Origin of the sequence: Calothrix sp. NIES-3974 (genome assembly GCF_002368395.1) — a bacterium.
Taxonomy (GTDB): Bacteria; Cyanobacteriota; Cyanobacteriia; order Cyanobacteriales; family Nostocaceae; genus NIES-3974.
Map to the genome: position 1 here is coordinate 1806131 of NZ_AP018254.1, position 23164 is coordinate 1829294.

The window sequence follows — 23164 nt, forward strand, 5'->3', positions numbered from 1 at the left end:
ATGTTGACACAGAACCGTAGATGCGCGTAGCGCAGCTTCTCTTTGAGATGAAAGTGATTTTTCCCTACAGCTACTCGTCTTACCACTTGTTCATCTACACCACTCCCAACTCCCCTAAGAAGTTTTCCAACGCTCTTGTAACCAGTGCCAAAATTGAGCAAAGGGATGGGTGGGAAAACCAGCTGCATTCCAAATAAGTTTCTTCACTTTTCCTGTACACTGGGGTTCTCCTGTGACTTTGTACCAGTAGAGATTAAATTTCTTAATTCCTACTTGACGGAGAATCAAACCCATTTGTTTAACTGAGTATTGGGACTTGATAATTTGATTGCGGTCTAGATAGATAAACAGGGATTTGAGAAAATAGGCGATCGCCTCTTCAATTTCGTGGCTAAGATGGGCCACAGTTCCTAGTTGATAGTACTCATCTGCCGCGTTAACTATATCACCTAAATTCTCGTATATTTGTCGAGCTTGATGATAATACTGGTTTGCCTGTAGATATTTTTTTTGGTCTTGAGCAAGCAATCCCAGATGGTGATATTCGTCGGCAATGCGTGGGTAATTACCAGTTTGTTGATAGGATTGAATTGCTTCTTGGTAGTAGTTATAGGCAAGTTGATATTCACCCTTTAATTGGGCAACAATACCCAGATGGTGATATGCAGAACCAATTGCCACCACATCGTTCGTATTTTTTTTCAAATTCAATGCAGTTTGAAAAAAAGTCGTTGCTGTATCCAAATCATTCTCGACCTGAGCAACAATCCCCAAATTATGATACACCCGTGCAGCACTGTGCAAATCCCCCATCATCTCCTTTAACCGCAGTGCTTCTTGATAGTAGATTTTGGCTATGGGTAATTGTCCTTGTTCCTGGCTAACCATACCCAAGTAATGGATTATTTTACCAAGGTTATGGGTATCATTTACCTCAGTGTATATTTGTTGAGCTATTTCTAAATTCGCGATCGCTTCCACCAAATTCCCTTCCCGTTGGGCAATTAGTCCCAGTTGAGCATAACTTTGGGCTGCATGATAATTATCCCCAATCACTCGCCGAATATCCAGGGATTTGGTATAAAATTGACGCGCTTCCGTAAATTTCGACTGTACCTGAGCAACTTCTCCTAACTGATGATACACAAAGGCAATTTTGTAGCTATCGTTTTTGAGGCGAAATATTTCCAAGGCTTGATGATAATAGGCGATCGCCTGTTCATATAGACCTTGAACCAAGAAAATATTACCAATCCCATAATAGCTATCTGCTACTGCGTCAGTTGCTTGAGAAGCTTCATACATATTTACCGATTCTTGGTAAAAATGCAGTGCATCATGCCATTGTCGTTGTAGCTCCGCCACTACACCCAAATTATAGTAAATCCAACCTGTTTTTACCGGATTAGCCAACTGAATTGCTAATTTTAACGTCCGTTCAAAATATTGCCTTGCCAAATCAAAATTACGTCGTTTTTGCGCTAGCAATCCCAACTGAGAAAAAGCATCTAGTAAATTTTCCCAATCTTGCTCAAGCTCGTAAATCCTTGCTGCTTGCTGATAAAACGCGATCGCATCATCATCACTCATCCTTAAAGGATTCACTTGCATTGTATTTCTCCTAAGCAAAAACCAATATTCCCCATATTTCCTAATACTAAATCTATCTTTAGATTACCGGATAACTGGTACCATTAATGTATTGTTTTTGTTATTTATTTTTAAATTTTACGGAGAGATTATTCACATAATCAAGTCACCAGTAACTGATATATTTTTCCCTTGTATTGACGTAAATTACTGTTAGTAAAAAACTTTTTTGCCTAGCCAAGCAAAAAGTAGATAATAGGGCATAGGGAATGAGACATAGGAGATAATACCAACTTGCAAACGAATATGACAGATAAACTTTGATTAAAGGTGATATCTCAAGTTTCCTATTCTTTAATCAGTATAATTTATTGATTTACCACTGGTTGGTTTACGGTGCGTAATTCCCTTTGAGTAATATCTCCAAAGAATAATCTTCAAGCCTTGCTCCATAATATTTTTGCTCAAAAACTTCTAATTTTTAGTTGTTGTCAGGAAATAAACGCTCAAATTAACTGAGTGTATGAAGTTGAAAAATTGCGTTTGATTTTTCGTTTTCCAGAGTGACAAATTAGGGATAAATAGATTTGCAGCGATATGATTCATCTTCTGCACCTTAACCCAATAATAAATTTCTTGGGGAACGAGTGATAAGGGTATCTTGATTAATTTTCCTACTCATTATTGTTGAAGGTTTACTTGTTTCCTGGATTTTGAGCGAGTAATTTATAAGCCTTGATTAACGGATTGATTTTCCTTCTACACCCTACGGGTACGCGCAGTGCGTAGACTAGACGCGTAGGGTCTACACGACTCCCGTCACGGACTATTACCTATGATTTTTAGGGTTTTGTGAGAAATGGGGGGTTTGACCTGTCAGTTTTGTTGGGTACTCCAAAAGAAGCAAATCCAACACCACTTACTTCAACGCGCTTAACCCGCGCAACGCAGTGACTCTCCAACCAACAATTGCCCATAACTGCAAACTCTAAAGGAGACGTGGTATTACTACGTTCCTACTTGTCACCCGTCAACTGTCTACAAACCAATTTTTAAGTCTTGTCTATCTTACTTTTGATGGGGACGAAAATTCGGTAATTCCACGGAAGATAGTGATTTACGTCCTTTGGGAGGACGACGGGGATATACTAGGGGTGAGGGTGAATTGCGATCATCAATATCACTAATCGCTGGAGATTGGAGGATGGAAATCTGCTCAGGAGTTAAATTTGATATATCTCCCCAGATGTCCTCTGTTTGGGTAACATGGGTGTTATCGGTATCTGCTTTGGTTGTTGCAGGATGGGAAACAGGTTGTTGATGGTTCTGACCTATTCCATCCGTAATATTACCATGAGCATCAATAGTGATTGTATTAATATCGTTGGGTGTACTAGGGGAATTTACTGGAGTATCCCAAGGTGATGGGGTATCTAATTCGAGATGGCTGGTTGAGGTTTCCGGTTCTGGGGACAAGTTTTGTGGTTGTTCGGTTGCTGAGTTGGAGAAGTTGGCTGTTTGAGCAGTAAAAAACATTTGAATCACACTATCAATCTGCGCTTCTAAGCTGGTGAGAGATTCGCTGAAGATGGATGGGTCTGTTGCTGGGGAGTCACAGGTATCTTCCCAAGGGTTTTCTTCCCTTGCAGTTTCATCGGTAGATGAGGTAGTATTAGCAACTGAATCACCCAGGGATGTTTGGTCTTCCTCTGATTGCCTTTGCGTTTTTTCACTGGGGGTTGGTGGTTGCCAAGGTGGAACAGCAGCAGATGGCTTGGGAATAGAAGGATAAATGCTATTATCCCCTTCCTCTGTTTCTCCTGACCAAGGTTGAATTGGTTGGGTGCGATTCAGTAAGGAATGAATATTTTCATGGTTGGACACCCCGTTATCGGGGAGCGGTGCTTCCAGACATTTTTCTAAGGCTGCTTTAAATTGTAGAGTTTGTCGCTGCTGTCGCATTAAACGGGTTCGTAGTTCCCGACAGGTAGCTTCCGAATGGGCTAATTGTTGAGATTTTTCTTGGAAATTTGCGTGTAAATTCGCACATTCCCGTTCTAGTTGGGCCAGTTTTTGTTGGTTCGTTTCTAAATGAGCGCGGTAGGTTTCTAATAAGGCTTCTTGATGTTGCAGGTTTTGTTGGGAAGTTTCCAATTGTTGAAATAGGGATGCAATTTGCGATTGAGCAGCAGCTAATTCTTGATTTTGTTGTGCTAATAATGATTCTGTGACATCTGCCCGTTTTTTGTGTCGTTGCAGCGCTGCTTCGGAATCTTTGAGGGCTTCTTTTAAGGCTTCAACGTGGGTATAAAGTTCATCGTTGGCTGTCCGCAGTTCCTGGTTTAATTCTAATAGCTGGGCAAATTCTGTGCCAATTTCTACCTGTTCAGGGTCTTCGATATTTGTTTCCGGATTATATTCTTGATGGGATTCAGGTATGGGAATAGAATAACTGTCTGCTATCGGATTTTGCTCCTCGGTTGCTGTTTCTTCCATCCCTAGTTCCCAAGTTACGACTTTATCTAATTCGGAGTCGAGTATGGCTTCAATATCAATTTTTGGCTCGACTTGCTCATCCACAAACTCAGTTTTTGTTTCTACAACCTCCGGTGACGACTCCCCAGGGGGTAATTGGTAAATTTGTTGACTTGGCGCTTCCCCCTCCTCACTCTCCCCCCTCTCACTGTTGGATGTGGGTACAACCGAGTAAAATGGGCAATCAATAGTATTATCAGATACCATCCTTTCCTCTGGATTGGACGATGGGAGCGATACCCAATTTTCTGGATTGTCTGCTGGATTCATGACTTTATCACCCACAAGCTCTGAAAATAATAGCTAATTCTGTTAAAGGTTTGTTTCAAGCAGATTTCACCATTTGCTGATGGCAAAACCGATGTACTCTTTGTTTCAACGATATTAGATACGGAATTTTGGTAGCTGCTGACCTCAAGTTTCCCAACCGATTCCATCAGCCAATTTCAGTACTAGTGAGTAGTTCATGTCGTCACCCAGCCTTTTCCCTCCGAGACTAGTAGTATTTAACCACATAAGTTTTGAGGGGTTTGTAGTAGTGGCTTTAGCTCCGAAAAAGCTTTACTAGAAAGGCGCTATGAGCGCAACTACCTACCTTTTCTCACCCATTATTTATGTGTTTGTTTTCTAGAATTCCCCTGGAATCAGGGTTGATTTTCCTGGGGAGAACCTATTTGACAATGGTACTGTCTGTTGGCGATGAATGATTGTAGATATTTTGTTATAAATCCCAGGTGTGGTTTTTGTCACTACCTATTGGATATACTGTATTTAATTTATCAAACTCTGGGGATTTGGGGTGATGGGTTTTTTACCAGATGGGGACAAAATTGGTAATGGAAACCAGATACAGCAGATTGCAGGTAAATGTGGTACATTATTCATATTTTAATATGTTGGAAAGGCTTGTGAGCAAGGGTTTTTACGACTGTATCCTGTATTCTTGAATTCTGCTGTAATATATTGCCGTATCTGGTTTTTTTGGCGTTGCATAAGTGTGGGATGAATAAGTATTTGAAACCATGGAAAAATCGTTGAAAATTTGATCCAATCATCCCTGATTCAGCAACGCCTGTTTTTTTTTAACAAATTACGTAGCTTGCTTCCCGCGTAGCGGGTATTACGAATTGTGATCAATCCCGCAAATTATACTCCCTAACTAACTGGTCAATTTCCAATTGGTTGGGTAGCCAATAGCTAGTATTAAACTCACGCGGATAACTAGCTCGACCTGGTAAGGTTAACATTTTCATTTGGGAGCGATCGCTTTGAACGGCGAAGTTAACTAGGGTTAATAGTTGTTCGACACTGAGGTTACTATCGATGTTTTCCTGAATAACACTGAGGATTTTGGGGGATTTGGCTAGGGTTATGGGATTGAGAACCTGTTCTGCTAAGGCTTGCATTAAGATGTGCTGACGCTGGATTCTGCCAATATCCCCTTTGCCATCATGGCGAAAACGTAACATTTGCAGCGCTTTATCGCCGTCAAGATGTTGTCTTCCGGCTTTTAAGTCTATATACAAGTGTTGGGAGTGGTCTTGATATTTCATGTCGTAGGGGACATCAACTGTCACACCTCCTAAAGCATCAATCAGTTTACCAACTCCGAGAACGTTGATGCGGATATAACCATGAATTGGTGTACCTCCCAGAAGTTGACTGGTGGTGGTCGCAGTTAAAAAAGCACCCCCGTAGACGTTGGTTGCGTTAATTTTTTTGATTCCATGTCCGTCTATTTCCACCCTTGTATCTCTGGGGATAGAAATCATGGTAATTTTGTCGGTGGTAGGGTCAAACCGAATTAACAACATGACATCAGCCAATCCATCAAAGGAATTAAGTTGATGGAAATATCCTCGTTCACGGGCATTTTCTGGTAGTACGCTCATACCCATGACTAAAATATTCACCGGACTGTTGAGCTGGAAAATATTACCAGCAATGCGATCGCTTTGGAAAAATTTGGCCTGTTCTGGGGTTAAATTGGTTTTATAGAAGGGGGTTGTACCCATATAAATTGCCCCCAATCCGCCAAGTGTTGCGGAGATGATTGCCAGTCCACTAATTACAGTCCAAAGTTTCCAGCGATTTTTCCGGTGTAAATTCTGACTAGGCACTTCCAGGTTTGCTGTTGTCAAATCTTTGTTTTTAACCACTTGTTTCCTCTGACTGGCTGATATTACGTAAGTTTTGATCTAGATTGTGAAGGTTAATGCAAAATCAACCTACTGTTCGGAAATGAAATACCAGCACCCAATGAATCAGGAGACAGAATACAGGACACTCCATACATAACTTTGCCCATTCCTGGCTTTTCGGTGAGTACACATGAATTGACTGGTTATCTCTCCTTTCCCCTGATTTATTTTCGGACTTACGCACTTTCGACTGCTTCCTGACGACCCTAGAGTCGATCTGCTGCACGTCTATGCAATGACGTAACTGGGTAGTGATTGTGTAAGTCCTGTATTTTTCGTTATCTTGACTACATTTGTGAATCCGCGTACATCAAAATCATAAATATGCTTATTAGTAATTTTATCGGTAGACAGGTTTGAACTGGCTTCTCTTTAGAGAAACTGCATATTACCTGCTAGCAAAAATACCATAACTATATAAAACTACAAGTTGTCTCTAGCTGATTTCCGAAAAATACAGCATTTTATTTATGGGTTTGCACACTTAATAACTCAGCACGAAGTCGGGATTGGCCTTGTTTTCATCCTAGAACAAATACTAATCGAAATTAAGATGATTCAGATACAGGAGTTAAAAAATGACGTTGTTGAATACAAATATGAATTGAAAATTTTACGTTGTGTTATGGTATAAGTACGTGGGTGGTAGAAATTGTCGCTGAGATCAGAAAGTAGGGAGAGACGCGATACGTCGCGTCTGTACGGGAGTAAGGCTTTGAGATGAATGAAGGGTTGCGTTGCGGTTTCATGTTTAATTCCACCTACCTACTTATAGCGCAGCTAGTCCGCGACAACTTCTCAAGGCGTAAACTGCTTCACAACCAGCTTGTTACAGAATATAAACGAGAATACAGCCAATAGCAGCTAGATTCGCTACTTCATTCATACTTTAAAGGTTTGTGAGAATGGGTTTTTACGACTGTTCTCCGTATCCGATATTTGGGAATTCTGCTGTAATTTATACCCCAATACAGTTCAGTTAGACTTAAAAGCCTGATTATTGGGTAGATTGGGTTAAAGAATGTAGAGACAGTAGCAGTAGCCCTCGTGGAATGGGTCCCCACCCGGAGCATAGGGACGAGATTATCACAAAAACTGTGTTACCTTATGGGTAAATTTCCAGAAAATCAACAGTCTAAGCAAAGCCTCAACCCAACTTACAGTTATCTTTAACACCAAGCGTATTGATTTATACCCAAGTTAAGTAATGCCCAAAAAACAACGTAGAAACGCAGCAAGTCACCACATCTCTACAAGTGTTTTCAGTCATTTAGATGTGAATATTATTTATTTTTAAGAAAGTTTGTTAGTTAGGGTCTGCGGAAAAAGTCTTTTCGTGAGGGTAGGGAATAGGGAACAGGGAGTAGGGAGTAGTTTTAACCTAATAATTCCACTTTTCACAAGACCCAAAAAATGGCAAATGCCGGGTTTTGAAGCCTTACATACCTACTTGGAAAGCACTTTTTACGACTCAAATATCCTCAATATCTGGTGAAATATAGAGACACGATATATCGTGTCTTTACTATTTTTCAGCAAATCCTAGTTACGGTGGATTTTAGGCGAACGAGGTAGGTTATTTTAATTTTCAAGGCTAATTTAAAACCGCTTTTAAGAGCATATCCTCTATTCTGATAATTCTACTGTAACCTGAGTTCGGGATAGGGTGAAACGCCTATTCTATCGTTGGCTGTGAACTTTAGCTTGTAGAAAGCATTACGAAATAGCCTTAACCCAAACTGACGACTATCTCCTCAAAGAAAAACAAAAAGTGCTTGGACGTGTTGCCGTGTTTCCACTCCAAGCACTTTTCTGTTCTTTCAACTTACTCCTCACACACAATTACAGAATACAGGAGGAGGCGACTAAAAACAAGTATTTAGAGTGACACTTCATCAGGTGTACCAAGTTTTGTGAGGTTCGTTGATACAAACTACCGATTTTCTTTAGGATTGTCTATCAAGGGGATAAAATCAGTCTTTTGCTGTATGATATGGAGGCCACATTAGTGTAAGAAGTGGCGAGTTTGGGTAAATACCATGACTAAACCCAGTTCGTTAGCTGCTTGAATGGAATCGCGATCGCGTAGACTACCACCAGGTTGGACAATGGCTGTAATTCCAGCAGCAGCAGCTGTTCTCACGGAATCGTCGAAGGGGAAAAATGCGTCACTCGCGAGAAAACCCCCTCTCGCTCGGTCTTGAGCTTGTTCTAGGGCAATTTTGACTGAACCCACCCGATTCATCTGTCCTGCACCAATTCCTGTGGTAGTGCGATCGCGGGTGGTGACAATCGCATTCGATTTCACATGTTTACAAACTAACCAGGCAAATTCTAACTCGGCTAGTTCTTCTGGGGTGGGTTGGCGATCGCTGACTACTTGCCATTTACTGGTATCTGTAACTATATCGTCCGCCGTTTGCACCAGAAAACCACCAGCTATTTGCTTGATAATTTGTTTTGTCCCCGTTTGTAAATCAGGGAGGATTAATACCCGTAAATTGGCTTTTTGAGCCAAAATTTGCTCTGCTTCCCCATCACATCCCGGTGCGACAATACATTCTAAAAAGGTTTTCGTCAATTCCGTTGCCGTCGCTGCGTCAATGGGACGGTTAAACGCCACAATCCCCCCAAATGCGGAGACCGAATCAGCTGCAAATGCCTTCTGGTAGGCTTCGAGCAAGGAATCACCTAAAGCAGTTCCACAGGGATTCGTATGTTTAATAATGGTTGCTGCCGGAGTTTCGCGAAATTCGGCTATGATCTGCCGCGCCGCTTCCAAATCCACCAGGTTATTATAACTTAATTCCTTGCCTTGCAGTTGGGTCGCTCCACACCAACCACTAGGATTCCCTGTCCGATACCAGGATGCCGATTGGTGGGGGTTTTCCCCATATCGTAAAGTTTGAATTTTTACGCCGCCGAGGAAATAATTATCCGGTAAATCCTGTGCTGGGGATTGACTGCTAAGGTAAGCAGCAATCGCTTGGTCGTAGCTACTGGTGTGTAAAAAACCCTGTAAAGCACACTTTTGGCGAAATTCTAGGGAAGGTACACCATCATGGAGACGCAGTTCCTGTAAATATTCATCGTATTGATTGGGGTTGCATAAAACCGTTAAATGGGCGAAATTCTTGGATGCAGCTCTCAACATCGCTGGACCACCAATATCAATCTGTTCGATTGCTGCTGTCAGGGTGACACCGGGTTGAGCAATCGTCTCCGCAAACGGGTACAAATTCACCACCACCAAATCAATCGGTCGAATTTGGTTAGCTTGCAAATCTTGCAGATCAGCATCCAAATCTCGCCGAGCCAAAATACCACCGTGAATGCGGGGATGCAAGGTTTTCACCCGACCACCTAAAATTTCCGGCGAACCTGTATATTCTGCCACCTTTGTCACAGGTAAACCAGCTTCCTTTAAAGCTTGAGCAGTTCCCCCACTGCTAATGATATCAAAACCAAATTCATTTACTAAACTACGTGCTAGGTCAATCAACCCAGTTTTATTTGAGACAGAAAGCAGTGCCAGCCGTGTCATGATTACCCTGAATCCCTAAAAGTCAGAAAGAGTATTCTACCAAACAAAATCCGTTGAGGGGAAGCAAACTAGTGCTTGACCTGGTAGGTGATGAAGGATTTGTAGTAATGGGTTTAGCCACGAAAAAGCTTTAATATAAAGGCGCTAAAACGCTACTACGTGACTTTTTTAACCCCTCAAAATTAATGACATGAAGTACTATCACTACAGAAGGCAAATTAGGAGCAAAAGGGATCAATTAGGGTTACGGATGATATATGCATCCTCTCCTTTTCCCAAGGCGAACCGCAAGGATTGGGCTGGTGTTTTACTGGAGTTGGTTAAAAATAGACCTATCGCGAATAGGGTAATTATACCTGTAATTAAAAACATATTTTCGTAGCCAAAGCTTTCTGCAATTAGACCTAGGGTGGGACCAGCAGTGGCGATACCGACATCAAAACCGCCAACACAAATGGCAAAAATCCGTCCCCGTTCCTGGGGATAGGAACGGTCTGCCATCATGGCGACTAACATGGGTATCATGATACCACCACCTGTTCCTTGAATAAGGGCTGCCAAAATAAAGTCCAGTTGATCATCGGCTTGCCAAAGGGTAAACATGGACAAACAATAACAAATAATCCCAATGGTAATAAATAAACCCCGACCAATGCGATCGCTCACTCGTCCAGCAATTAGTCTGATGCTAAAGCTGGTAATGGCTCCAAAGGAATAAAATAAACCAGGGTTAAAGTCGATTTGCAGGGATTTAATAAATAGGGGAACAAAAGTGCTAATTGTACCAAAAGCCAGTCCAACCATGAGCATGACCAGGGTAGGGATGCGAACCCTGGGACTAAGGAGAATGGCTAATGTATCGAACTTTGATTGTTGAGGCGATCGCATGTCATCCACGGGAGGAGATGTGATGGCGTAGGCACAAATAAAACTGAGGATAGCGAGTAAGCTGGCAAATAAAAATAGGAGTGGGTAGCCAGTTTTAAATAGAAGAAATCCACCCACCGCAGGACCAATTGCCATTCCCACCGGATTGACTAAACTTAAATAACCAATAATTTCTCCCCGTTTGTGGGCTGGTGCAAAGTCTGTGACTAAAGTACTGTAGGCAGTAGTAAAAGCGGCAATACTCACACCGTGAACGGCTCTGATCAACATGAGCAACGGTACTGACTTGATGAGAGTATAACCAACGGGTGCGATCGCGGCAATACTAATCCCCAGTAGTAGTACTTTTTTCCGTCCCCCCTGGTCTACCATTCGTCCCAATTGGGGACGAAATAATAATAAACCAATGGCAAAGCTACCCATCACTAAACCGATTTGCTGTTTTGTTGCCCCAATTGACTCGGCATATAGGGGTAATGTTGGTAACAAGGCTGCCATGCATGACCAGAAAAATAAACCTGCTGTGAATAAAATCAGCAGGTTGCGTTGCAAGGATTTATCTAGTGTTTGAAAGACTTTCACGGTAGATGCTGTTTTCAGAGTATTAAGGAATATTGAGGAATATAGAATCCAGGATACAAGATACAAGAGAAGTTTGGGGGGATAGCCCACATCCAGGATTGCTCACAAACTCCTCAAACTTTCGGTGAGCAGGGAACAGGGAGTAGGAAGTAGTAGGATATTTGGGCGTTGCTGAATACAAATATGAATTGAAAATTTGACGTTGTGTAGAGACGTAGCGATGCTACGTCTCTACGGCGATTGTGGTTTCAATACAACATGTAAATAATCATAATTCATACCCAAATTCAGCAACGCCGTAGTAGGAAATTCGAGCCATTACTCCATGCTGATCACTTGCTTGTGAGAAATTCAGGTAGAACTAGCTTCTTGATGAGGATGTGAGTTTGATCCGTAATCAAATCTTCAACCGTTTTCATCTGAAGTTGCACATAACAAGTTGTCCGAAGCAAGGAGGAACGACAATTAATTTATATCTTGCACCTTTACGTATACATACGTTGAATTTCAAAATATACGCGATATAGCTACAGTACTATTTTTTGTTTTTAACGCTAAAGTAATACTTTTAGCTTTATACTGGGTATTTTATTTCCATCAGCTTTTCTTGGTGCAAGATGTGAGTTAACTAATTACTGAGATTGCCGAGTTCCACTTCGTTCCGCAACAAGCAAGCTACACAATGACACGCAAACAAAATTATATGCAGCTTCATCGAAAATTGGTATTAAACCCTTGTCCAGCATTATTTGTAAGGGAATAAAAGTTTTTAAAAACCTTATTTTGTGAGGTGCAAGATTTAAGTTGACGTAAAGCATCTCAAATAATTTATTCCTACTCCCCATTTCCTATTTACAAGCCCAGATGAATAGTAAAACCACTGCGTAAGTGAAAGTCAGGTTCTTTTCCAGGATGAATTAAAGCCCAATAACTAATATTACCATCTTGTGTTTTCAAGACTGCGGTGATTCCCATATCAATCTGAGGATGGATATTCATAATTGGCTGGATGTTTAAATCTATAGATAATTCCAATTGACGCGGTAAGGATTTAATTTGAAAAGGAAGTTGGGTAAACACTGATTCTATTTTCATCCCTTGGCGATAATCATCAAAACTGTAAATATTCCAATCTCCACTGGGAGCAAGATTAAATTCCCAATAACGAGGAGAATTTTCAATTCCTAAAAAAAACTCCAAACAGGTGTGTTCCCAAAGATAATCTCGACGTTCAGGGGAAGGGGATAGGGGTGGTATTTGTAATTTATTAATATTGCCAGTTAGTTGGTAATTTATCTGAAGTAAATAATTAGATTTATCCCAATGAACATCACCTGTAATTTCGAGATCAATGTTTGTGTTGTCAAAAGGGATAAGGGAAAAGGGGATTGGACTCATGATAATTTGTGTATGTATTATATTCAGCTATAACTCATATCAATCATCTACAGCAGTCCTAAATTATTTGTGAAATCTAAAATGTAGGGTTGTTAACGGTTGACAGTTGACGGTTAACAGTCACCAGTCATCAGTCAACAGCACGCTATTTTTCACAACTTAAATCGGATTGCTGTAGCTACTGGATTTGGTGTTGACTTGGGGGGGTGACAATCTAGCTTCAAAGGTTTATACCGCAAGGATTATAGAATCGCAATACCCATGATTGTGTTAAGCTTCGCTTATCCTGCAGTGACCCAAGAAGGAGTATCCCCTTAACGATAAAACTAAATTCAGAGCCGAGTTCAACGGAAAAATAAGGCTTTTACTCGCAGCTGATTAATAATAGAATCAATCAAGCCGAAAAATGAAGTTTATCTTTTATCTTTTTATGACAGACCGGCTAAAAACTATTGCTGTATCCTAGTTTCAGAAGTTTTCGTCACCCCCCAAGGTGTTGACGGCTAACAGTTAACAGTCACCCATCAAAAGTAGTGGATATGTAACTTAAATACGCAACAACTGATCAACCTGTAAATCACTGGAATGATTGGATAATTTGACGAATACTATTTTCTTGAGTCTCGATACTTCTAGTTAACTGGAACTGTACTAAAGCTCTAGCTAAATTATGTTCTGGATAATTCACTTTAAAATATACATTTCCAGCTAAGTAATCGGTCAAAAATCGTAATCCTAATTCAAAGGGAATTAAACGAATTGCATCATATATATATAAATAATCATTCTCTGTGAAAAACTCTGGAGCCACCAACAAATAACCCTGGAGAATACCTTGGCAAATATCCACATCAAACACTACTCTTTGCCAATCTTCCGTTTCTTCCCCTAACAAATTACATCCAGAACGTAAACAATCTCCGATATCATAATGAATCAAACCTGGTTTCACCGTATCTAAATCAATTAAACTAATTGATTGATGGGTTTGCCGATCAAACATGACATTATTGATTTTCGGATCACCATGCATTAATCGTAAAGGTAATAAACCCTGATTTTTAGCATTTTCTAAAACAGATACCCAATTTTGCCGCTCCTCAACAAATTGTAAACAGTATTTCAACTCATGAGAAAATTCCGATTTTCGATTCGGTCTAGAAACTTGAGATAAAACCCGTTGATAAGCTTCCAAATAGATGGGTGTAATATGAAAACCAGGTAAGGTATCAGCCAATCTCTGGGGAGATAAATCCCTAATTAAATAGTGGAAATAGCCCAAGGCATAACCAATTTCCTGAGCTTGTTGCTGATTGGCAATCATATCAAAGGAATAGGACTCAGGAATAAAACTAATCGCTCGCCAAAAACCATTTTCAACATCGATATAATGATTTTCGCCCCTAATGGTACGCAAAACCCCAGGAACCTCCCAACGGCGATCGCGTTCCCGTAGCGTGTCGCTTTTGCGACTCAGCGACTCCTTTGCAGAATCTCCTTTTCGTAATACCTGGGATATGTGTTCTGTGAGAATACACATATTTTCCATCACTAGATGGGGTTGACGAAATACCTGGGTATTAACCTTTTGTAAAACAAAATGGGGTCGGGTCGGTGAATCCGTTGTCACAAAATAGGTATCATTAATAATGCCGTTCCCTAAAGGCTCAACCCCCCTCACCCCATTCACGTCAGAAAATTGGTTTGCGATCGCTTTTAAATCCACTACATCCATCACAGAATTTTCCATGCTCAATTCTCTATTTCCCTGGTAGCAACTACTCCAACCTAATTGGGCTGATTCTAACCTATGTTATTGTCGATGTTTGTATCCTTCAAATCTGGAACCTTAACCCGGATTTTTCACGAATCCCTCCAACTCTCAGGGAATAGGGAACAGTCCGTGACGGGAGTAGAAAGAAAATTCAACCGTTACTCCAGGTTTACCGTTTATATCTTTTACACTAATGCTTGCTACATATCAGGGGCTGTAACCGTTGATGATTCTAGTTTCATTTATTGCAAAGTAAAAGATAATCGATATTACTTGTGAGAAATGCAGGTTAAGTAGTGGGGAATCAAAATTACAACAGTCTTGCTAGAAAATCGGGAGTGGAGAGTAGGGATTAGGAATAAGCTATTAGAGTTACATTTAGGTGAGCAGGGGTAGGAGGGGAAGAAAATGTATCAACATTTTTGTGAAATTGTATAAAAATCCAAAATCTAAAATCTAAAATAGATAGATTGATTAGTTATTTAAATCTGTGAAAACGCCAAAATTGTCAACTCCCTCAGTTTTCGGACTTATTGACAAAATAACCAGCCTCATTCTCAATATTAATGATTCTATTCTCAATTTTCTGACGAAATTATCATACTTTCAGGATTTATAATTGACATCTTGACAAATCGCGGATATAGTATGATAAGTTGCCCCCGGGGCTATGTAAATTTTAAAAAACTCAGATAGGTTGGGAAGTAAGAGATTTTAATTCGGTAACTCATCACGCGATCGCAATTAAACTTGATGGATAAGAAAAGGCATGTAGTTGCGCTCACAGTGCTTTATATTCACCCCCACAGCGATATAGATTAAAAGTTCAGAATCTTTTCTGTCACCAGTTAACCGTCAATAAACCAAAAAGCAGGAAAATCCCCTTGATTATATCGACCTAATCAGGGGATTCACAGCAAGCAAGCTTTAATCTGGCTTAAATGTCAGCGAACAAACATTTGCGAAATTTTCGCCCAATTCAACCGTAAATTAGCGACAGCCACGGTATTTGACATGGTAAATAATACCAGCACGACGAGCAAAGTCTAGGGAGTCAACGGTGGCGATTCCTCTGCCTCTACTTGTCATGGAAGTATTAGCGCGGACGTTCACACTATCACCACAACGAGACCAGGTTTCTGCCAATAACGGATGTCTAACGTTGTATTCTTGTTCACCATTTAATGTTCTCGAGAAAACAGGACCGCGTTCACCAGCAAAGAAATACTCGGCTCGCAGTGTTCCACTGGTATTAGGAGCAATATAGCCTCGGTAATCTGCTGTGAATAGGGATATTTGATAGCCTGAAGGTACTTTAATCGGAATGGTTAAATTACAAGTTTTCCGGAATCCTGTTGAACTGGGTGCTTCAGCGATATATTTATCAAATAAAATGCTCACTTCCTGACCATCAGGACTAACGGTTACACTTGCAGAACCAGCAGGACAACCACTACCACCGTAATCTGCACCCAGGATTTCGACTTTAGGTGCTGCAAAGGCTGGACCAACGGAAGCAGCCGTCAGTATTGCTGTTGCGAGAAAGGTTTTAGCAAAATTCATCGATGCTTTTTGAATTTTTGTCGCGTTCATATTTACCTTCCACAATGAGATGAAGAGATGTGATTAATTTTGTTCAGTTTTTTCAGTCGGTTTGAGATTACAGAACAATTGCCAATAACTTACATGCAATTTGTTGTAGACTCTATCTGCAACGTCTCCAAGCCATATTCAACGCCATTTGCTCCACTCTGGCGATACCTTGACCATTAGCAGTCACAGAAGCATTCACTCGCATATTTACACTGTCACCACAACGTGACCAGAGATTTGTTCTTGCTGTTGGATTATGACGTACACGGTAATTCCCACTCCTTAATCTTCGTGAAAACACCGGACCCCTTTCACCAGCAAAGAAATATTCCGTTCGCAGATTTCCTTCGGTTCTGGGGGATACATAGCCGCGATAATCTGCATTCCGAATTGCTACTTGATAGCCAGAAGGAACTTGAATCGGGATTGTCAAATTACAGCTTTTGCGCCTTTGTCTGGAAGTATTTCCATCGGCAATAAATTGATTGGTTTGGATGGTTACAGTTTGACCGTTGGGACTGAATCGCAAATCGACAGATCCCTGTGGACAACCGCTACCACCATAACTTATATTGTCGATGCCGAATTTTGGCGCTGCAAAACTTGGCACTACTAAAGTCGTTGCTAACACCGTTGCAGTCAGAACAGCTGGAAGGAGATTAATTGATATTCTCCGATAATCTTGATGATTCACACCTACCTCCCTGCCTTAATCAGGGCTGTTTTTAGAGGACAGTGTTGATTTGGAGGAAAAATATTTAAAAAACCGATTTTGTAAATTGGCTACGCATCGACACAGAAACTTTTGAATATTCGTTTGTTTACAAGTTTTAGGTTCAGCAAGTGATTGCCCAACTTTTGATCACATATGCTTGAGTCTTAATACACGGTTCGCGATAAAACTTGGTTCGGTTCGGTTTTAAATATTTACCTCTCACATTTACATTATGACTCAACCAGAGAAAAAGTGATGAGATATACAGATAAAATTTACATTTTGTGATAAAGGAAAAATCCAAATAGTTAATAGTTATAGCTTAGACCTCTGAGATTCCAGAATGGCTTGGGAAGCGGGATGTTCCCAGAGGGGGTGATGGTGTTGGTTATTTTTTCGTCAAATTGCTGATGAAGGGACGTTCAAAGGCTAAAAAGAAGAGATAGCTGATGATAAGGGAAGAAAACGTGGCAACTAGGAAAAATGCGATACTCCAGGGGAGTATCGCAAAGGTCAGGGGTGCTAAGTTAAAGTAGGCTAGGGCATAACGCACCATCGCCACGATAGGGCCATGAATGAGGTATAGGCTGTAGGAAAAACTACCAAGGGTGACTGCCCAGGGATGTTCAAATATCTGCAAAATTCGAGGGAGGGGTTTATTTTGTAAAATCTGTTCCGTGCAGAAAATAAATAAGTAAGCACATGCAAGTCCGAGAAAGGTTTCCCCAATCCACAGATGCAACCCTAAACGTCGCCATTCCGTAATGAATGCCAAGATGGTAAAAACTAATGCTAAACTTTTCCAGGGAAGGGTTTGACGTAATTTGACCAGATTTGGTTTGGGAGAAAAGCCAATATCCGCAGCAGCCATTCCCAGTGTAAAAATGCCGATAAACCAAGGAGCAGCACTACTGAAAGCATCATTGAAACAATAAACGGGAATTAAGCCCATAATTAATCCCGTGAAAACCGTAAATATAATTCCCCATCTTCGCCAAATGGGTAATAGGAGAAAGGGGAAAATAAAATATAATTGCCATTCACTAGCAATACTCCACAGGGCTGAAGGGGTGACGAAACTAGCGGAAAGTATTATTTTGTAAAGTATACAACGATTTATGGTAGAAAAAGGATAGGTCAAAATAGTCAATAAGACCTATCCAAATGACAATGTTACAAGAATCATACCAAAAAATCCTCAGAAATCAATTTAAAACAGCAGATTTTATTTTCCTGAGCATTCTCATAACGGTTTTACAATCAATCAAGAAGGTAAATTTAGAAAAATTAGCGAATGCTCTGCCAATCGGAATAAAGTTTGAAAGTAGAAGGAGAAGATTACAAAGGTTTTTAGTTCTGAATAACTTAAAAATAGAAACAGTTTGGCATCCAATATTATCAGTGATAATGTCAACTTATTTTCAGCCAAATAAAATAGTTTATGTGGCGATAGATAGAACTAATTGGGGCTGAATAAATATACTAATGACAAGTATTATTTGGGATAAAAGAGCAATTCCAGTATGCTTTGATATATTACCGAAATTAGGTAGCAGTAATCTGGAGGAGCAAAAAACAGTAATATCAAACAGTCTTGCGATTCTCAAAAATTATCAAGTATGCATTTTAGGCGACAGAGAATTTTGCTCGATATCACTTGCTAATTGGCTTGCAGAGAAGAATCTAGGCTTCTGCTTGCGGATGAAGAAAAATACAAATATTGAAATCAAACAGGATATTTGGAGTGAGTTAAGTGCAATTGGTCTCAGGTCTGGAACTTCGGTATTTTATCAGGGAGTAAAGCTGACTAAATCAACCGGATTTCAACCAGTTAATTTGGCTTGTAAATGGAAAAAAAAGGTGAAAGGAGTTACCCCAAAAGAAGGCTGGTTTATTGCTACTAATTTTCCGAGCTTAGAGATTGCTATTAATGCTTATAAACAAAGATTTGACATTGAAGAAATGTTTAAAGATTTGAAATCAGGTGGCTATAATCTTGAAGACTCAAGTGCTTGTCAAACAAGACTTATATCTCTAATTATACTGATTACTATTGCATACACTTCTGCAAGCCTTCAAGGAAAAAGTATTAAGCTCAAAGGTGTTCAAGAATATGTTTGTCGTCCGAAAGAAAATGGTCGTCAAGTACGTAGACATAGCAGCTTTTATGTTGGAATTTACGGTCAAACCTGGGTGGATTTTAAGTATAAATGTACCGATTTAGTCACCGAATTAATAAAATTAAATCGCAATAAGTGGAAGTTTTATCGAAGAGGTGAAAGGGCTATGATGCTTATTGAATCAGCTTTGTAGATATTTTCGTCACCCCTTCAGCTCCAGAACATAAATACATGATTACGAATTAGGATGAATTAGTAATTACAAATTAAAAATTACGTAGGCGTAGCCTTGCCGTAGGCTATTACGAATTACGAATTAACTTGATTCTTTTATCTCTTCTCAGATTTATAAACTAATCATGAACGTTTTTCGATATATTCACAAAGAGATGATAAACCTTTGATAAAATTATTTTGAAATTACTTATCTGACTCAATTAATACCATTTCATTCCAATTTTGATACATTTTCTTACCCTGCATTCCCCGCTTTCCATCAGATATAAATCACGCTAGAACATTTGGCTTCACTGAGGTAATTGCATATAAAACTATACAAAACAAATGTACCTGCAGGAAAACATGGGAACTAATTTGAGTGCCAAACATCAGGGGTAGGAATTGGCGATGAATACTGTAATATGGTGGGAAATTGGTGGCGAAGTATGAAGTTAAGTTAAGGAAATATTTATTTAGACAATGATTGAAGTCGAACATCTAAGCAAAACCTACGGTAGTACCGAAGCGATCGCGGATGTCACCTTTGAGGTGGAACAGGGGGAGATACTAGGGTTTCTCGGTCCAAATGGAGCAGGGAAGACAACAACGATGCGGATTTTAAGTGGTTATTTACCTGCAACGAGGGGAACAGCAAGGATTGCGGGGTTTGATGTCCATGAGAATTCCCTTGCGGTACGTCAGCGTATAGGTTATTTACCGGAAACACCCCCCTTGTATCCGGAAATGACCATCGAGGGGTTTTTGTTTTTTGTGGCTAGAATTAAAGGGGTAGCAGCAGGCGATCGCGCACATCAGGTTAAATTGGCGATGGAGAAGTGTAATTTAACGGAACGTCGGCACACGATTATCCGTAAATTATCCAAGGGGTATAAACAACGGGTGGGGATAGCTCAAGCGATCGTTCACGACCCTCCAGTGATTATTTTAGATGAACCCACCGTCGGACTTGACCCACGGCAAATTATTGAAGTCCGGAATCTGATTAAAAGTTTGGCTGGAAGTCATACAGTGATTTTATCTACCCATATCTTACCGGAAGTGAGTATGACCTGTAGTCGGATTACCATTATTAACCGGGGGAAGGTAGTTGCAACCAATACTCCCGAAAAATTGATGCAGGAGTTGATGGGGGGAACAGGATACGAATTGGAAATTGAGGGAGAAGTCGAATTAGCCAAACAAATATTGCGGGAAATTCCTGGGGTGAGTCTGGTAGAATCAATTCCGACCCCGGAGGGATTATATCCAGCAACACCAGGGAATCGTTCCTGTTTGCGAGTTGCTTGTCAATCACAAACTGAATTAGGAAATCAACTTGCATCCACATTATTAACAGGGGGGTTTGGATTGTATGAAATGCGACGGGTGAAAGCCAGTTTAGAGGATGTATTTTTACAATTAACAACAGAAGAAAAGACCTTAGAAATTCCAGACCATCATGAGAGTGACAGGGAGATAGAAGAAGCAGGAGAAGAAAATTAAATGGGCGTGATTTTTGCTAATATTATTGCCATCTACCGACGGGAATTACAAAGTTATTTTTTATCCCCCTTAGCCTATGCGATCGCGGGAATTTTTTGGTTTTTGGCGGGTCTATTTTTTGTGAATACCCTAGAACAAATTTTGACCTATGTTGCTGGTTTAGATATTCGTGGTCAACAGTTAGGAATTCCCACTCCCGCTTTAGATGTTCCCTACGAATTTATTCGGGGTTTTTTAGATAGTATGGGAACTTTATTATTATTTATCCTACCAATACTATCAATGGGATTGTATGCCGAAGAACGCAAACGGGGAACCCTAGAATTATTGGCAACTTCCCCTGTGACAAATTGGGCTGTAGCAGTCGGTAAATTATTAGGTGTTTTAACTTTTGTAATAACCCTATTTTTACCATTACTAGTTTTTGAAGTGCTGGTATTAACTAATTCTAATCCGCCGATTTCCCTTGCCATTATTTGGGTGGGTCATCTGGGTTTAATTTTATTAGCGGGGTCGATTTTGGCTTTAGGGATGTTTGTTTCTTCCCTCACTGACAGCACAATTTTAGCCGCAGTTATGACCTTCGCCCTAGTTTTATCCCTCCTATTTATTAACTTTGTTGCCGAAAGGATTGGCGGTACAATTGGCTCCGCTATTGGTCACTTTTCCCTTCTCAGACATTACAGTAACCTCGTGAACGGCATCTTTGATACTAGTAGCGTAATTTTGTTTTTAAGTTATATTTTTCTCGGTGTATTTCTGACTGCCCAGTCTATCGATGCATTCAGATTTCAACGTCAGTAAACGGGAAATTTATTTGCAACTGGATGCCCATAGATATCAAGAATATGAAAAAAATCATCAACAAAAAACCTTGGAAATACCTAATTTTGCTACTAGGATTATTCCTCTCCAGCGCGGGAATATCCCTGGGTATAGTTTCCGGAATTTGGGGAGGAACAACCGCAGCCACTCTCATCCCCGGATTAATTTTAATTATCGGTTGGTTGATTTGGCAAGCAGCAACTAATCAATGGTGGCAAAAACGCTCCACCCAAACCGGAACCAACGCCATTTTAGCTACAATTGCAGTTATCGCCATCTTAGGTTTAATAAATTTCCTGGGAACCCGCTATACTTGGCGAGTTGATACCACCGAAAACAAACTATTTACCCTTGCACCACAAACCGTAGAATTATTGCGATCGCTGCAAACACCAGTTAAAGTATCCGTATTCAGTGGCAACCAAAACCCCATCGATCGCAACTTACTGGAAAATTATCGTCGTCAAAGTCCCAAATTCCAATTTGAATACATCGACCCCCTTCTACGTCCCCAACTAGCTCAAGAATACAACGTTAGTCGGGAAGGAGGAGATGTTTTTATTGAAGCCAAAAATAACCGTAAACTGGTGCAAACCCTAACACCAGAAGAAAATATATCCGAGGTACTACTCACCAATCGTCTCCAACAAGTAATTAGTACCTCCAATCCCAAAGTTTATTTTCTCCAAGGACATGGAGAATATACCCTAGAAAATTCATCTGCATCCTTTTCTACCGCAGTTAGTGTCCTCAAAGACCGGAATTTTTCTGCTGCACCCCTCAACCTCACCCAATCCCCCAATATCCCGGAGGATGCAAATGTCATCGTCATTGCCGGTGCAAAACGCGGTTTACTCCCCCAGGAAGTTCAAGCAATTCAAACATTCTTGAACCAGGGAGGAAATTTAATGGTGTTACTGGATGTGGAAGGAGACCCCAAACTTGACCCAATTTTCCAGCAATGGGGTGTCACCATTGATAGTCGTATCGCCATTGACACAGTTGGTAGCCAATTTTACGGGCCGGCTGTAACTTTTATTAATGAATACGGCGAACATCCCATTACCAAAAGCTTCCAAAATAATATTTCTTTCTATCGATTAGCTCGTCCCATCGACACAACCCCAGTGGATGGAGTTACAGCAACACCCATACTAACTACCAAACCCTACCCCCAAAGTTGGGCTGAAAGTGACACAACCAGCGAAAAACTTGAGTTTAACGAAGGTAAAGACCGTAAGGGTCCGTTTCATATCGGTGTGGCTTTGGTAAAACAAATCAAAGATAATAAATCCACACCGACACCCACTCCCGAATCTACTGCGACACCGACACCGGAAGAGAAAACACCATCAAAAGAAGCACGGATGGTCATAATTGGTGATGCGGATTTTGCAAGTAATGGCTTATTTGAACAGCAAATTAACGGGGATGTGTTTTTAAACTCCGTTAGCTGGTTAAGTCAACAAGAACAGCCAATTCTATCAATTCGTCCTCGGGAAGCGAAAAACAGACGTTTGAATTTATCTGCTTTTCAAAGTTTATTATTACGGTTATCGGCCCTATTTATTTTACCATTAATCGGTTTTATTACTGGTGCTTTACTCTGGTGGCAAAGACGGTGAATGGATTTTGGATTTTGGATTACCCTTAGCTCGACTTTATCCATTTTGAAAA

13 protein-coding genes and 1 pseudogene are annotated in these 23164 nt (G+C 40.4%); 4 read left to right on the forward strand and 10 right to left on the reverse strand.

What is annotated here, in order from left to right:
* Nucleotides 1-114: 114 nt before the first annotated feature.
* From CDC37_RS07025 to CDC37_RS07075, 10 genes are all read right to left on the reverse strand, one after another.
* Nucleotides 115-1611 carry a tetratricopeptide repeat protein gene (locus CDC37_RS07025; RefSeq protein WP_096621118.1) on the reverse strand — a complete coding sequence of 499 codons (1497 nt, stop codon included), beginning with the start codon at nt 1609-1611 and terminating at the stop codon, nt 115-117.
* A 1047-nt stretch (nt 1612-2658) separates the two neighbouring features.
* On the reverse strand, nt 2659-4395 hold the full coding sequence (locus tag CDC37_RS07030) for a hypothetical protein (protein WP_096621119.1): 1737 nt from the start codon (nt 4393-4395) through the stop codon (nt 2659-2661).
* Nucleotides 4396-5258: 863 nt separating this feature from the next.
* Nucleotides 5259-6284: an LCP family protein gene (locus CDC37_RS07035; protein ID WP_330220834.1), complete on the reverse strand. Its 1026-nt coding sequence runs from the start codon at nt 6282-6284 to the stop codon at nt 5259-5261.
* A 2047-nt stretch (nt 6285-8331) separates the two neighbouring features.
* Complete coding sequence (gene purH, locus CDC37_RS07045) at nt 8332-9870, reverse strand: bifunctional phosphoribosylaminoimidazolecarboxamide formyltransferase/IMP cyclohydrolase (protein ID WP_096621121.1); 1539 nt, start codon at nt 9868-9870, stop codon at nt 8332-8334.
* A 234-nt stretch (nt 9871-10104) separates the two neighbouring features.
* Nucleotides 10105-11358 (reverse strand): MFS transporter, encoded by a 1254-nt coding sequence (locus CDC37_RS07050; protein WP_231943422.1) that lies wholly within the window; start codon nt 11356-11358, stop codon nt 10105-10107.
* A gap of 834 nt (nt 11359-12192) precedes the next feature.
* Nucleotides 12193-12738, reverse strand: a complete 546-nt coding sequence (locus tag CDC37_RS07055) for a DOMON-like domain-containing protein (RefSeq protein ID WP_096621122.1) — start codon at nt 12736-12738, stop codon at nt 12193-12195.
* Nucleotides 12739-13315: 577 nt separating this feature from the next.
* Nucleotides 13316-14488 carry a phosphotransferase enzyme family protein gene (locus tag CDC37_RS07060; protein WP_096621123.1) on the reverse strand — a complete coding sequence of 391 codons (1173 nt, stop codon included), beginning with the start codon at nt 14486-14488 and terminating at the stop codon, nt 13316-13318.
* Nucleotides 14489-15502: 1014 nt separating this feature from the next.
* Nucleotides 15503-16105 (reverse strand): DUF4360 domain-containing protein, encoded by a 603-nt coding sequence (locus CDC37_RS07065; protein WP_096621124.1) that lies wholly within the window; start codon nt 16103-16105, stop codon nt 15503-15505.
* A gap of 112 nt (nt 16106-16217) precedes the next feature.
* Nucleotides 16218-16799 (reverse strand): DUF4360 domain-containing protein, encoded by a 582-nt coding sequence (locus CDC37_RS07070; protein ID WP_096621125.1) that lies wholly within the window; start codon nt 16797-16799, stop codon nt 16218-16220.
* 409 nt (nt 16800-17208) lie between these two features.
* Nucleotides 17209-17970 (reverse strand): acyltransferase family protein, encoded by a 762-nt coding sequence (locus tag CDC37_RS07075; protein WP_231943261.1) that lies wholly within the window; start codon nt 17968-17970, stop codon nt 17209-17211.
* Nucleotides 17971-17990: 20 nt separating this feature from the next.
* On the opposite strand from CDC37_RS07075, the pseudogene CDC37_RS07080 reads away from it, so the two are divergent.
* The 4 genes and pseudogenes from CDC37_RS07080 to CDC37_RS07095 all read left to right on the forward strand — a co-directional run bounded on the left by CDC37_RS07080 (nt 17991) and on the right by CDC37_RS07095 (nt 23112).
* Nucleotides 17991-19133: pseudogene (locus CDC37_RS07080) on the forward strand (IS4 family transposase).
* Between the two features lie 506 nt (nt 19134-19639).
* Nucleotides 19640-20662 (forward strand): ABC transporter ATP-binding protein, encoded by a 1023-nt coding sequence (locus tag CDC37_RS07085; protein ID WP_096621126.1) that lies wholly within the window; start codon nt 19640-19642, stop codon nt 20660-20662.
* Nucleotides 20663-21466, forward strand: coding sequence for an ABC transporter permease (locus CDC37_RS07090; RefSeq protein WP_096621127.1), 804 nt, complete (start codon nt 20663-20665; stop codon nt 21464-21466).
* A 44-nt stretch (nt 21467-21510) separates the two neighbouring features.
* Complete coding sequence (locus CDC37_RS07095; RefSeq protein ID WP_096621128.1) at nt 21511-23112, forward strand: GldG family protein; 1602 nt, start codon at nt 21511-21513, stop codon at nt 23110-23112.
* Nucleotides 23113-23164: the final 52 nt, after the last annotated feature.